The sequence below is a fragment of the Devosia sp. CN2-171 genome, assembly GCF_049354815.1.
Classification (GTDB): domain Bacteria; phylum Pseudomonadota; class Alphaproteobacteria; order Rhizobiales; family Devosiaceae; genus Devosia_A.
Genome location: NZ_CP186479.1, coordinates 4,320,562 through 4,333,633, shown reverse-complemented (window position 1 = coordinate 4,333,633; position 13,072 = coordinate 4,320,562). Strand labels below are relative to the sequence as shown.

The 13,072-nt window shown below is 64.2% G+C and carries 13 protein-coding genes; 3 read left to right on the top strand and 10 right to left on the bottom strand.

Annotated elements, in window-relative coordinates; genetic code table 11:
• Positions 1-16 precede the first annotated feature (16 nt).
• Positions 17-952, top strand: coding sequence for a WcbI family polysaccharide biosynthesis putative acetyltransferase (locus tag ACOYW5_RS21345; protein ID WP_423066890.1), 936 nt, complete (start codon positions 17-19; stop codon positions 950-952).
• Here the strand turns inward: ACOYW5_RS21345 and ACOYW5_RS21340 are convergent.
• Entirely contained in the window at positions 949-3,606 is a 2,658-nt protein-coding gene (locus tag ACOYW5_RS21340) for a glycosyltransferase (protein WP_423066889.1), read from the bottom strand. The two genes, ACOYW5_RS21345 and ACOYW5_RS21340, sit on opposite strands and share 4 nt — an antisense overlap.
• An 83-nt stretch (positions 3,607-3,689) precedes the next feature.
• Here ACOYW5_RS21340 and ACOYW5_RS21335 point away from each other — a divergent pair, with 83 nt between their 5' ends.
• On the top strand, positions 3,690-3,980 hold the full coding sequence (locus tag ACOYW5_RS21335; RefSeq protein ID WP_423066888.1) for a hypothetical protein: 291 nt from the start codon (positions 3,690-3,692) through the stop codon (positions 3,978-3,980).
• Between the two features lie 209 nt (positions 3,981-4,189).
• On the opposite strand, the gene ACOYW5_RS21330 is transcribed toward ACOYW5_RS21335, so the two are convergent.
• The 6 genes from ACOYW5_RS21330 to ACOYW5_RS21305 are packed head-to-tail and all read right to left on the bottom strand — an operon-like array spanning position 4,190 to position 7,972.
• Complete coding sequence (locus tag ACOYW5_RS21330; protein ID WP_423066887.1) at positions 4,190-4,633, bottom strand: c-type cytochrome; 444 nt, start codon at positions 4,631-4,633, stop codon at positions 4,190-4,192.
• Entirely contained in the window at positions 4,630-5,070 is a 441-nt protein-coding gene (locus ACOYW5_RS21325; protein WP_423066886.1) for a c-type cytochrome, read from the bottom strand. The genes ACOYW5_RS21330 and ACOYW5_RS21325 overlap by 4 nt, the downstream gene beginning before the upstream one ends.
• Positions 5,067-5,609, bottom strand: coding sequence for a methylamine dehydrogenase light chain (locus ACOYW5_RS21320; protein ID WP_423066885.1), 543 nt, complete (start codon positions 5,607-5,609; stop codon positions 5,067-5,069). The genes ACOYW5_RS21325 and ACOYW5_RS21320 overlap by 4 nt, the downstream gene beginning before the upstream one ends.
• A gap of 48 nt (positions 5,610-5,657) precedes the next feature.
• Positions 5,658-6,257, bottom strand: a complete 600-nt coding sequence (mauD, locus tag ACOYW5_RS21315) for a methylamine dehydrogenase accessory protein MauD (protein ID WP_423066884.1) — start codon at positions 6,255-6,257, stop codon at positions 5,658-5,660.
• Positions 6,258-6,278: 21 nt separating this feature from the next.
• Positions 6,279-6,812, bottom strand: a complete 534-nt coding sequence (locus ACOYW5_RS21310; protein ID WP_423066883.1) for a MauE/DoxX family redox-associated membrane protein — start codon at positions 6,810-6,812, stop codon at positions 6,279-6,281.
• On the bottom strand, positions 6,809-7,972 hold the full coding sequence (locus tag ACOYW5_RS21305) for an amine dehydrogenase large subunit (RefSeq protein WP_423066882.1): 1,164 nt from the start codon (positions 7,970-7,972) through the stop codon (positions 6,809-6,811). Before ACOYW5_RS21305 ends, ACOYW5_RS21310 begins: the two co-directional genes overlap by 4 nt.
• A gap of 153 nt (positions 7,973-8,125) precedes the next feature.
• On the opposite strand from ACOYW5_RS21305, the gene ACOYW5_RS21300 reads away from it, so the two are divergent.
• Positions 8,126-9,058 (top strand): helix-turn-helix domain-containing protein, encoded by a 933-nt coding sequence (locus tag ACOYW5_RS21300; protein ID WP_423066881.1) that lies wholly within the window; start codon positions 8,126-8,128, stop codon positions 9,056-9,058.
• 20 nt (positions 9,059-9,078) lie between these two features.
• Here the strand turns inward: ACOYW5_RS21300 and ACOYW5_RS21295 are convergent, their stop codons facing one another.
• From ACOYW5_RS21295 to ACOYW5_RS21285, 3 genes are read right to left on the bottom strand one after another with little or no spacing between them, the layout of a single operon-like run.
• Positions 9,079-10,449, bottom strand: a complete 1,371-nt coding sequence (locus tag ACOYW5_RS21295; RefSeq protein ID WP_423066880.1) for an NAD-dependent succinate-semialdehyde dehydrogenase — start codon at positions 10,447-10,449, stop codon at positions 9,079-9,081.
• A gap of 37 nt (positions 10,450-10,486) precedes the next feature.
• Positions 10,487-11,083 carry a hypothetical protein gene (locus ACOYW5_RS21290; protein WP_423066879.1) on the bottom strand — a complete coding sequence of 199 codons (597 nt, stop codon included), beginning with the start codon at positions 11,081-11,083 and terminating at the stop codon, positions 10,487-10,489.
• Positions 11,083-13,071, bottom strand: coding sequence for a primary-amine oxidase (locus ACOYW5_RS21285; RefSeq protein WP_423066878.1), 1,989 nt, complete (start codon positions 13,069-13,071; stop codon positions 11,083-11,085). Before ACOYW5_RS21285 ends, ACOYW5_RS21290 begins: the two co-directional genes overlap by 1 nt.
• Position 13,072: the final 1 nt, after the last annotated feature.

The window sequence follows — 13,072 nt, the reverse complement described above, 5'->3', positions numbered from 1 at the left end:
AGCCAAGATGGAGCGCATGACCACCATCAAGAAGGCACTCCTGATTGGCAACTGCCAGGTCAAGTCCCTCGCCGAGACGCTGAACCTCTTCGTCGCCGACATGGCGTTCGATCACCTGCAGGTCCACTCGCTGCCCCCAGGCTCGGCCGAAGCCTATCTCGCCGAACAGGCGCGGGCGGCCGGTGAAAAGTACGACCTCTTCCTCAGTTTCGACTTGAGCCCGAAGTTCTTCTGCCTGTCGCGGGATACGATCCGGGACACCTTCCACGGCAGGGACGTCCTCTTCATCTCCAACCTGTGGTTCGACGGCTATTTCCCGGACATCGTCACGCTCGGCAGCACGCAGGGGCGGATAGACGGCCCACTCGCCCAATACCACAGCAAGATTGCCCTGTTCGGCTTCATGTCCGGGTGGTCCGAAGAGGAGACCGTTGCCGCTTTTTCGGAGGAGACCTACGAGGCAGCCGGGTATTTCGCGAACTGGGCGGATGCGATCCGGCGGCTGTCGACGTCGGACCAGACGGCAGACATCCGCTTCGGCGAAGAGATGGCGGGGCTGGTTCAGACCGACCTCTGCATGTTCGTGGTGAACCACCCTACCCCGGTCGTCTTCCACAGATGGGCCGATGTCATCTCGAGGAGCCTGAGTGCGCTGGGGCTTGCCAGTCGCCGGCAATGGATGCCGCACGAGGCTCTGGTGCCGGCGCACTTCGTCGGCACGTCTGCCTTCCCGTTCTACCCCGAACTTGCCAGCCGGGCGGGGTTGGGTCGCCTCGGTTCGTATTGCTTCAAGTCACCTGGCACCCAGTCGGATTCCGTACTGACGCTGCCGGAGTTCGTCCGGCGCGAGTTTGCTACTTTCGGCGATGCCGGAAAGGATCGGTTGGCCCAAGACCCGCGTTGGCCAACCGTCCAAGCAAAAATGAAGGCGCTGCCGGAGGCGGTTCACTAGACCGCCAGCTTGACCGGCCTCAGCTCCGCGCCCTTGCCCAGCAACTCGTTGTAGCGCTGGATAACCCGCAGGTTTTGCGACCGAATGTTGAAATCGGCCTCGACGGTGCGCCGCCCCTCGCGTCCGAATTCCGGCCACAACTCGCGGTTGTTGCTGAGGAACCTCAACCGGTCGGCGAGCTTGTCGAAATCCCGCTCCCGGCACAGGAAGCCGCTGACGCTGTCCTGCACCAGTTCGGAGATCCCGCTGTGATCGGTCGTGACGATCGGCATGCCCGAAGCCATCGCTTCCATGATGGTTGTTGGGATGCCCTCCATGTCACCGTTGGCGGCGGTGACGCTGGGTGCCAGAAACAGGTCTGACTTCTGCATCCACTCGGCGATCTTGCCGTGGTCCATTCCGCCGTGGAACGTCACGGCTTCGTTTAGTCCGAGCTTGGCACAGAGGGCAACCAGGGCCTCGCGCTCCGGACCGTCACCAATGATATCGTACCGGAACTGACTGAGTTGTCCGCGTTGCTTGAGCACACCAAGGGCGCGCAACGCGAACTCCACGCCCTTCTTGGGAACGAGCCGGCCGACCGTGAGAAGGCCGATAGTCTCTCCCTGGGGCTTGGTTCTTGGCCGGAAGGCAAACTTGCTGGTGTCGACGCCCACGTGATGCACCGTCGTCCGGCGCGGGCTGAAACCCAGCTTCAACAGGCGCTCGCGGAAGAAATTGCTGATGGGGAGGATAGCGTCCGCTTCGTCGCGCAGTCGGTCGTAGACGTGAATGCCTTCCTTGCGGAGATGCTCGGTCAGGTCGATCCCGTGGAAGCTGACCACGATCTTGCTGTTCAGCACCCCCATCCGCTTGAGTTCGGCCGCGAATAATCCGCGATGACCGAAGTGGCAATGCGCGACGTCGAAGGATTTCTGAGCCCGATTGAGAACCTCGGCGGCGTGGAACAGCCGCAGTTTGACGTCGGTGCGGACCTGTTCCTCGACCATCGTACGGGCGAGCGCGTCCAGCGGCGGCGGCATGCCAACCAGGGTTGCACCCTCGAGGAGCTTGCCGATCTCGCGCTGGATTTTCTTGGAGTTCTCGTTCAGGTAGTCGCGCGCCGGCTTCAGGCTATTGGGCATGCCGTACCACAGGCAACGCTCCATCAGCCGGTACTTGTCGACATCGGCATGCCACTGGTCGGCAGCGCCAGGCCGCTCGGCAAAGATGGTGACGTCGATACCCTCATCGATCAGCCCGGTGATGTGGTTGAGCACAAAAGTCTCCGACAACTTCGGAAACTCGCCGGTTACGACAAGGACCTTGGTTGCCGGGGCACCCTGATCCGACCGGGGCTTGCCGGCGGCGGGCCAGAACAGCTTTCGCACGCGGGCCGGCTTGGCCGCTTTCGTGCTTTTCTGATTTGAGGCGAGCGTCTGGTTGTACACCGCCTCATACTGCTCGGCGATGACCGATGGCCTGAAGGCCTGCGCCGCCTCGAGACACGCCTCCCGCATCGTGGCGGGACGGCGTGCGTCCTGGCTGATTGCCTCAATCACTTCACCCAGGGTCTGCTTGCCGTCGCCGTAGATCCAGCCTGTCTTGCCCTGGACGACCAGTTCCGGCAGCCCGCCACTGCTTGCGGCCAACACGGGAATGCCGTGCAGGTAGGCCTCGACGACTATTCGCCCAAACGGTTCCGGCCACGCCGAGGGGACCACCAGCACGTCAATCTGGGAGAACAGCTCGCCCGGCTCGACGAACCCAAGATAGGATATGCGCGGATCCCCCTGGGCCTGCGTAACCTTGCGCGCCAAATCCTCGTCCTGAAGCTCGCCCGCGAGAGACAGAACCACTTTGCCATCGGTCCGCTCGAGGACGGCGTCGATCAGTGACCCCACGCCTTTGGTTGGATGTATCCGACCCAGGTAGCCCAGGCGAAGGGGACCCGCGCCCGGTTCGGAGCGGAAGTCGGCAGAGGGGTTTCCCGACACCGAGTTGTGCACGACGTGACGGCTCGTGACCCCTTCGAACAAATCGAAACTGAGGTGACGATCAAGGGTGTAGCGGCTGATGCCGACGACCGACGACACGAGTTTGCTGCGTGCCCGGCTGACTTTTGCGCTCATCGTGCAGGTCTCGCACAACGAGGTGCACGTTCGGTCGTTCTTGAACATATTGTCGCTGCACAGCAGTTTGTACTCGCGCAGCGTATGGACGATAGGCACGCCCAGCTTGTCGACTTCGGGCCATAGATCCCGGTTGTGCCAGAAGGTGTTGGTGTGAACGAGGTCGGGGCGTTCTCGCGCCACGATGGAGGTCATCATTTCGACCTCCGTGGCAGACCCGGATACTTTCCCCAGGAGGATCGTTCGAACACCCGAGATGCGGTGCTCGCTGTGGATGCCGCTCATCGACATGTGCTCGATCATGGCCTTGGGCGCCATTGAGACGCTGATCACCTCGTGATCGCGCTGCGCCAAGCCCTCCGCGAGGCTTTTGACCGACCGCTCGGCACCGCCAGGCCCGCCAAAATTCGGGTGCGCCTGGTTCACTAAGATTATCTTCAATTTTGCGCCCTTTTTTACAGATGCTAGGTAGTTAATGCCAAGTAAACTAGCGCTCGGCAATAAGTTCTGGATCAGTACATTGTCGTACAGGCGTAAATGCAATACCTTATCTAGGTCCAGTGATCCTACCGCGGGACGTAACTATGCGTTAACCACCTCCCTAACCACCTAGGAGACCTACACAAATGGCAAAATGGCTAAAGACATTTGCTAAAGGTGTCGCCTCACTTTCAGTGTTGTTGTCACACGGCGCCTTGGCGTCCGTTCCAAAGGGGGACGTGCCAAAGATCCCCCAGGTCGACTCGATCGAGCAATCGGGCGATGAACTCGCATTTCTGGTCATGAAGTCGCCGGCCGAAGCACCGAAAGTTCTGGTCGCGTCGCGCTTCAAGGAGCCTGGCGACAAGGGCCGGCCGGATATCTTCGGCGCCCCAGGGAAGCCAGAGATCGGACCGCCGGGTAAATCGGGCTACTAGACCCGAGAATGAGGCCGGGGTGGTACCTCGGCCTCAGAGACGCATCGATCGTAGTTGAAGCCACGGCCTCCGCAGAATTACGCATCAGGGAAAGACCTGATGGGGCGAGCCGCTTAGCCCTTAATCCAAAGCTTTGAAATGCGCTCCCGGGGAGTGTCCGATGGCAGATGCCCGGACAAATTCGTCCGAGCGTCGGACCAGGTCTCTACCTACGGCCAAGGGTATTCCGGCAGCTCAAGCCCGGCTGCGGCCAGACGTTCGGCAACGATGCGCCGGTACTTCACGACATTCCCGACCTTGGTCACACGAAGCGTCGCCACCTCGTCCGCCGAGAATGGCACGTAGTTCGGGGGCAGTGAGGGCCCCGCCCACGTCTCCATGATGTAGTTGAGCAAGTCCGCGATCTCTACATCGGAAAGGCTCGAGCCGATGACGCCGGGGACATGCATCAGGTACGCCCTGCCCTCCTGCAGCCCCGCAAAGACCCCTACCTGATCGACGAAGTTGGGTATTCCCGCGCCTGGTAACCCGGTACCGTCCGCGACGTGGCAGCCGATGCAGCGCAGCACATAGTTGGTCTGAGCCGTTCGATCAGCGGCCACTACACCCGTCGCGAAGACGAGCGATGCCAGCAAGAGCAGCGTCCGCGTCATGGCAGCAATCCCTTCCGAAGGGATCTCAGTTCGGCGTGAGTGAGCGGAGCCGCCCGCATTTCCGCAAACCGCTCGGGCGAGATGGCTAGGTCCAGGCCGTTGAGATCGTTGAGGACATAGTCCGCCACAGCCGACATATCCTCGTCCGACATCCACTCCTGCGCTGGCATGGCAAGTCCCGCATAGGTGTTGCCTTGGATGACGATGGTTCCCGACAGGCCGCCCATGAGAACGCCTGCGAAGTAGCGCCCGGTTTTGTCACCCAAGGCACCCCAGAGCTCCCCATCCACCAGTGGTGGCGCGAGACCGGGCGACCCCATGCCAGCGAGCTGGTGGCAGCCGCTGCAGTTGTCGTTGAAGAGCAGCTCGCCGGGCTCTCCCGCATGAGCCGGCGCCGCGAGCAGCGCCAGCACGACTGGAATGGGCGAAAGTCTCATTCGGCGATACCGACGACCACCGAGAGGGTGCAATGGATGCCCTTATCGCCATTGGCCACACACCAGCTGGATTCGCTGGCGAGTCCCATGCGATAGCCGGGCCGGTCGCCTTCCTGGCGCGAGCAGCCGCCGTCGCCACAGCTGCCGCCCTTGCCGCAGCAATCGTTGTAGGAGACGAGATAGTCCTTGCCGTCGTTGGGGTTGCGACAGGTGCCGACCCAGGCGACCTTGGACGGCGTCGAACCAGGGGGGCATTGCGTCACCGACCCGCCACATTGGGTGCAAAGCGTCCCGTGCAGCGAGCAGTATCGCCAATACTCGCAGTCGGTCGGAAGCTCGTCGGGCTCACCCAGCCCTCGGGCGAAGGCAACGCCGTTCGAATTGTCGTAGGGGAGCATGGGCAGGACGGCGCCCCCGACGAGTGCCCAGCCTGCCTTTTGCAGGAAGCTGCGGCGGCCGGCGACGCTGGCGATGCGGCGCGCTTTTGCCTCCGCCATCGTGTCCATCCATTCCATTACATTGTCGATAAAGCTGGCCACTGTGGCTCTCCGTCTTGAAGGGGCTGTCGGGTCGCGTATCCCGCGCCGCTAGTGCTGAACGGCCGGCTGCTGGTCCAGGTAGGACTGGATCGACCCGACGTTCATGTCGAAGGCATTGAAGAGGCTGTCGAACTGCTCGCGGCTGTTGATCAGGCCCTTGGCGCGGATGATGCCGTGCTGGTCGATGAGGACCGCGTAGGGCAGCCGGGCCACGCGATAGGCGAGGCCGAGTTCCGTGGACACGACGTAGGGGTAGCTCGAGAGTTCGGCGGTCTCGATGAAGCGCTGGTGCTGCGCCTTCTCGCCGTCGCTCGCGAACACGACATCGAGCCAGCTCCCCTCCGCCTTGCGGACCGATTTGATGATCGGCAGCAGCTTCTTGCAGACGGGACAGGTCGGGGAGAGGAAGAAGACGAGCGTCGATCGACCGGGCCTTGGTCCCAGCGCGACTGCGCCGCCGGTGAGGCTGGGCAGGTTGAACAGCGGTGTCTGCTGGCCGACCTCGGGGCCCGAGTCGTTGACCAGCGCACCCATGGGCGAAACGCGTTCGAACAGGATGCCGACCTGGCGGCCAAGGGCCAACAGGGCGATCGTCTGAGCGACAACCATCAGAAAGAGCGCAACAAGTGCAAAGATGATGAGGTTCATGTCTTGGATTCCTGGATCAGGTCAGCGCGAGAGCCGAGCTGCGGATGAGTTGGCGATAACCTGCTCGGCGAGCAGGAAGGCAATCCAGAGCGAGACGCCGCACGCTATGGCTGCAATCGCGCCGGCGACGTCGAGGGCATAGGGGCCGAGCATGGCCGCTCCGATGGCGAGCAGCGCGAGGATGGCGTTGCGCGCGACAAGCGTCCACGACAGGGGCTGGACCGCGCCGCCACAGCCGCACTCGATGCTGGTGCGTCCGCGGCGGATGTTCACGGCCATGGCGCCGGCGTAGAGGGCCAGCAACGCGGCGGCCACAAGCAGGCCGGCCGCCTGCGCGCCTGGCACCAGTTGCAGCAGGACAGCCGCGAGCTCCGCCCCCACGATCCCCATCGACACCGGCCGCACGAGCCGTTCGCCGAACAGCTTGTAGTCGGCCACAAAACCGGTGAACTCGGTGAAAGCCCCGAGCTTGTGCCAAACGGCCCGCACAAAGATCAGGACGATGAAGACGGTGGTCGCCGCGGACACCAGCGACCCGATCGAGCTCTCCGTCATGGCGAACTCGTCAGCGTCGTGGCAAAACCGAAGTCCGACTGCTCGGCGGCCTTCTTGACCGCGAACCTGGCCGCCGGATCAACCTCGTACTTGAAGACCTTGGAGCTGCCGATGCTGACGCCGTACAGGGTCGGCACGGCACCGTCGGTGACGTGGATGCCGTTGAGGTCATCGACGTTGGAGCGATAGAGAAGCGCCTTGTTCTCGAGGTCGTAGGCCCACACCTCGGTCGCCCCGTGATAGTGGCTGCCGTCATGGTGATCGGCCGCCATCGGCACAAACAGGATGTTGTTGGCATCGTTGTAGGCGACGACGCTGTAGCCACTCGTGCCCCAGTTCCCCTCGACACCCTCGGCCATCGGCGTGACGCTGACTGACTTGACCACCCCATCCCGGTCGGACAGCCGGTAGACATTGGCATGGTACGAGACGAACAGCAGGTCGCCCTTGGCGCGATCGGACGCCAGGTAGATCGGGTCGCTGTCGGGGTCGAAGATCTTGTCGCTCTTCTGGCTTTCGAAGGTCGTGCCGTCTTCGCCGAGTGAGTACGTGGTGAAGGCGCCGTCATTGCAGATGGTCGAATAGCCGTAGCCTTCGAGCGTCGGGTAGATACCGAAGCACCCCGGCGAGGGAACCTCCTGGGCGACCGAGCCCTTCTGCAGGTCGACAACCGTCACCGAGGTGGCAGGCGTCGCGTTCTGCACGTAGAGGAACCGCTCGTCGGCGCTCAGTTGCAACAGCGCCTTGTCGTCCGTGTACTGCGTCACCTTGAAGGGAAGGACGATCTCCGTCTTCAGCGTGTTGGTGGGGACGTCGAAGATCTGGAGGACGTGCTCGCCGCTGCCCGATGCGAGGCGCGAGTAGAACCCGGACACGAGGTAAACGGTGTTCCCATCCTTCGAGACGGCGAAGTGACTCTGGGCGCCACCGGAGACACTGCCCTTCAGGGTGAGGTCGTCGGCGGAATAGAAGTAGACCGCGCTCGGCCCGCCGCGCCAGTTCTGCATGTTGACGAAGACATTGGGCCCCGGGTCCATTCTCTCCTTGGTCGAAACGGTCTCGGGCACGAACTCGGTGTCCTCGCCGAGCGCGCTTCCCACCAGTGCTGCGTTTCCGATGAGGCATGCAGCGCAGAGCGCAACTGACAGTTTGTGGGCCATTCGGGTCTCCATCACGATAAGACCGCATCCCAATCACCGCCCCGACGGTCCGGAAATCCGCTTTCGGAGAAATGTTTGCCTATACAATAGGCAAATCCACAGCTTGCCCGCGTCTTGAGCGGACGCTACGGTCCTAGATCGGAGATCCAATCCGTGCCCCGCTCTGCAACCTTCATCGCCAGGTCCTTCGCCGACGCATCCGAACAGGAAGGCGCGCTGGCCGGTTGGGAGCAGCGCTATATCCAGGTCGGCCGTGGACGCTTCGAGGGTGCCGCCGCATTCCTCAATTTCGGGCGCGTTTCGGTTGGTGAGGAGCGACTGAATGTCGATGTCGCCGAGTCGACCTCGCCACCGCCCGGCAAGGTTGCCATCATCGTTCACAATGAGATGGTCCACGGCCGGATAAATGGGCAGAAGTCCTCGGCGCAGCTGTTTCTGCACCGCGGGGGGCACCAGATCGACCTGTCGACAGGAACAGCCCAGAGCTCTTCCTTCTATCTGGTCGCCGACGAGGCCGCGTTCGCAGACATCGATTTCCGAAAACTGCCGGCTATCGGCCCAATCGCGGCCTATCCGGAAGCCGACGAACTGGCCCGCTGGATTTCCTCGGTAATCTCGTCAGCGCCCGAAACGCTGCGCCGGTCCCCCGGTGCGCTCGAGCGGGTGCTTCCAGCCATGCTGTTGGAGCGGATATCCGAGCTATGCAGACATGCAGGCCACGGCACCGTCGTGCACCTGCGCGAGTCCTATGCCCACGCGCTGTTCAGCCGTGCGCGCAAGCGCGTGGACGACATGCCGTACGATGGCCTGAGCGTCGCCGCTCTCGCCGACGAACTGAGGGTGCCGCAGCATGTCCTCCGGCAGGCCTTCATCGAGTCGACGGGGGTTAGCCCGCGCGTCTGGCTGCGACAACACCGGCTGGGCCGGGCGCGCCGGGCGATGCTTCGACCCGATGGACAGCCGAAAACGGTAGCGCAGATCGCCACGGACGCCGGCTTCTTTCACTTGGGGCGTTTCGCGGCCTACCACGCGGAAACTTTCCACGAGAGCCCGATTGAGACGCTGCGCGCCGCCGCGGGACTGTAAGGTGCTCGAGTTCTGCTTGGTCAGCTTCCCCACACCAATTTTGCGTTGGTCAACTCTCGCGCGCCAAGAGCCCCGAGTTCGCGGCCGAATCCGGAGCCTTTGACGCCGCCGAAGGGGGCACGGGGGTCGGAGCGGACGAAATCGTTGATAAAGACGGCGCCGGCTTCGAGACGATCAGCGACACGTTGCGCCTTGCCCGCGTCGGCGGTCCAGACGGCGCCGCCGAGCCCGTATTCGGTGGCATTGGCGAGGCTGATGGCATCGTCCTCGCTGTCGAAGGGGAAGAACAGGGCGACGGGGCCGAAGAACTCTTCCTGCATGATCGGCGAGTGCGGGTCGGGGCCGATGATTACCGTCGGCTCGTAGAAGTTGCCGGGGCCGGCGCGGCGCTTGCCGCCGGAGACGAGGCGGCCGCCGGCGGCGACGGCGTCGCGCACCTGGCGGTCGGTCGTGTCGACGAGATCGGCCCGGGCCATCGGGCCGAGCTTGGTCGTGGCATCCATAGGATCGCCGACGACGAGAGCACCGGCGGCTTCGGCGTAGCTTTGGACATAGGCATCGAACACGCGGCGCTCGACGAGGAAGCGCTTGGCGGCGATGCAGCTTTGCGCGTTGTTGGAGTAGCGCGACACGACACCGAGCTTCACGGCCTTGTCCATGTCGGCGTCGGCGAAGACGATGAAGGCATCGGAGCCGCCGAGCTCGAGCACGACTTTCTTCCCCACCGAGCCCGCGGCCTCCGCGACCGCCCGGCCGGCCGCAGTCGAGCCGGTGAGCGTCACGGCGCGGACGCGGCTGTCGAGCACGATGCGGCGGGCGGTGTCGGCGATGGTCTCGTTGGGGATGGCGAGGTTGGTGTAAAGGCCGGCCGGGCCGCCGGCATCGCGGACCAGCGCCTCGATGGCGCGGGCGGAGCCCTGCACCGTCTCGGCATGCTTGACCAGCACCACATTGCCGGCCAGTGCCGTGGGGATGAAGAAGCGCAGCACCTGCCAGAACGGCAGGTTCCACGGCATGATACCGAAGATGGGGCCGAGCGGCTGGTAGCGGACGCGCGAGGGCGTGCCGGGGATTGGGTGATCGGCGAGGTAGGCTGGGCCTTCGGCGGCGAAGTGGCGGGCGCCGGTGGCGGACTTCAGCACCTCGGCCTTGGCCTCGCCGATGGGCTTGCCCATCTCGGTGGTGATCAACGCCGCGTATTCGTCGGCCCGCTGCTCGAGCAGATCACCGATGCGCGTCATCAGGGCGCTGCGCTCGGCGAGCGGGGTGCGGCTCCATGTGAGCCAGGCGTCCCAGGCGGACTGGAGCTTCTGATCGATGTCGGCGGCGCCGTCAGCGGGGTAGTCGGCGATGAGCTGTCCGGTGGTGGGGTTGATCGATTTGAGCGGCATGGTTCCTCCTCATTCGGCAGTCCGTCTCACGCGGACGTCAGAAATTTCCAAAGACGGCGAGGCCGAGCAGCGTGCTGCCGGTGACAGCCGTGACGAGGCGGCGCGCCGGTGCGAGGGCCAGGACGAGCATCCAGACGGCGACGAGGGCCATCCAACCGAGATCCATGGCGCCGCCGATCAGTTGCAGGCAGATCATTGCGACGGCCGAGCCGAGGCGGGTGAGGCTGGTCGGTCGGGCTGACCAATAGGCCTCGGCGATGAAGGCCAGGCCTGCGATCGATAGCAGGGCCGGGGTGCCGATGGGCGCTGGTCCCAGTGCTGCCCCTGCGGCGACGGCGAGCAGCGTCGATGGGGCGATGCAGCGCAGCGCGAACCGGGTGGCGGAGCGCCAGCCGTCCTGCGCGGCGTCGCAGATCTCGTGGACGGCGCAGGGCAGCATCATGGTGGCGGCCATGAGGCCCCACATCAGCGCGGTCGCCGCGGCGAGACCCAAGCCGCTGCCGCCGCAGATGGCCTCGAGCCCGGTGGTGCCGATGGCAATGAGCGCCGCCCAGCCCACCGCGGTCGCCGCCGCAACGGCGGCGAAAGCGGGCCATGTGGTCTGGCCGACCGGGCTGGACTGGGCGAGCAGCATCAGCAGTGGCAGGCGACGCCGTCGCCATCGGCCAGCACGCTCGCCGTATTGGTTTCGCGCGGCAAGTCGTTGGACGGGTTGAGGTTGAAGAATCCCGACGGCATCAGCGCGAAGCCGGCCGACATGCAGGGCTGCACCGGATAGTCCTCGGGCCGCACGACGTGGTGAAGGCCGAAGCAGTGCCAGACCACAATATCGGTGTTTTCGACCGGGCGGTTTTGCTTGACGACCTCGGCGAGCCCGTCCGAGCCATCCGAATTGCAGACATATTCGCCGGCCGGGTACCGCTCGTCCTCGTGGTACGGCGTCACCCAGATATGGTTACGGATGAAGTTGGAGCGGATACCGGAGGGACCGTTCTCAGCGAGGAACGGCGTGACGCAATCCTTGGCGTGCAGGCGATAACCCACCGGCCTGCCGACAGCGTTGAGCTTGTTGGGGTTGATCACCCGCCAGGTGCGGTGCGTGTCGGCGCTGGCGCGGCGGCCGGCTTCGAGCTCCGTCTTCAGCACTGTTTCAGTGGCGTAGAAGCCGTTGCCGTGGACGTTGCCCGGCCCCATGGGCTCGGCAAAACTATTGACCTCGACGACGCTGTTGCCGCCGCCATCCAGCGCCATGTCGAGGCGAGCGCAGAAGATGTGCTGGTGAATGGGCGCAGTGAGACCCGGCGCGACTTCGGCGACATACTTGCTCGGCTTGCCGGGCTCGCACGCCATGGTGTTGACGATGCCAGTGGCCTTGACTTCGAAGCTGATCTCGCCGGCCTGGTCGAGATACCAGTACTGGGCGTACTCGTAGTTGCCGACGGTGTTGACGCAGGAGATGACCAGGCGGCGGCCGCGGCGGAGCTCAGTGCGGTCGGCGCGGAAATCCCAGTGCTTCCACAGGATCCCCATGTCCTCCTCATGGATGCAGATGCCCTTCTCGATGGTGATGAGGCCGCCATCGAGGCCACAATAGTGGCTGTCGAGATAGTGGATAGCACCCAGGCAATCGCAGCCAAGCTTCAGCGAGTGGTTGAACTTGCCGAAGCCGTACTCACCGATATCGAAGATGTTCTTGCGGTAGTGCCCGCGCTCGGGCGAGCCGTAGGGCACGACGAGTTCGGCGAGGGCGGCGCGGCGGACAATGGGGCGGCCGGCATAGCGGATATCATGGAGGATGATGCCGTCGCGTGGCGAGAAGCCAATCATTAGGGTCCATTGGTCCCAGGCGACGGCATTGCCATCCATCGTAAAGCTGGTGCCCTCGGGCTGCGTGACGTTCAGCGGTTTCAGCGGCTCGCGCGGCGGGGGCAGGAACTCGGGATCGTAGTTGATCTCGGCCATCGGGATCGGCGGGCCGCCGTGGTCGTCGATACGCAGCACCTCGCCGGTCTTGACGTCGACCGCGACGTTCAGCCCGTCGATCGGGTGGGCGTAAAAATTCTCGTTCGCGCGCAGGCGCAGCCAGCAATGGGCGTAGGAGACCATGTGGCCGGCCTCGTCGGGGTCGCCGAAGTTGCCGCCTGACCAGCTGTCGACGCAGACGCCGGTCATGTCGCTGATGCCGCGCTTGCGGCAGGCTTCGATGAAACGCGGGTCGGCCTTCACCACACGTTCGACATCGAGCAGCTGCTCAACCTGGAAGGCGGACTTGGCGGTCGGGAAGTGCCGGCGCGAGACGATTGTGTCGGTCTCGAGCGAGACGATGACCATCCAGACGCCGGGCCGCTCCTTGTGGGAGATGTTGATCCGCGCCTCGCGCGGCAGGTGCGTACCGCTCAGGTGGGCGCGCCACTCGGTAGGCGTCGGCTCGCGCAGGTCGAGATTGCCAAAGAGCGCGCCGGGGCCGAGGTCAGCATCGGCTTTGATCGCGGCGACCGCGCGGTTGATCTCGTCCGGAGTCAGCGGGGTAAGCGCCTGCAGGTAGCGAGGCGGCGGCAGGGCAGCGACGCCTGTGGGCTGGCCATGGGCCGCGTGGTTGTGGGCCTCGTGCAGGTGGTTCATG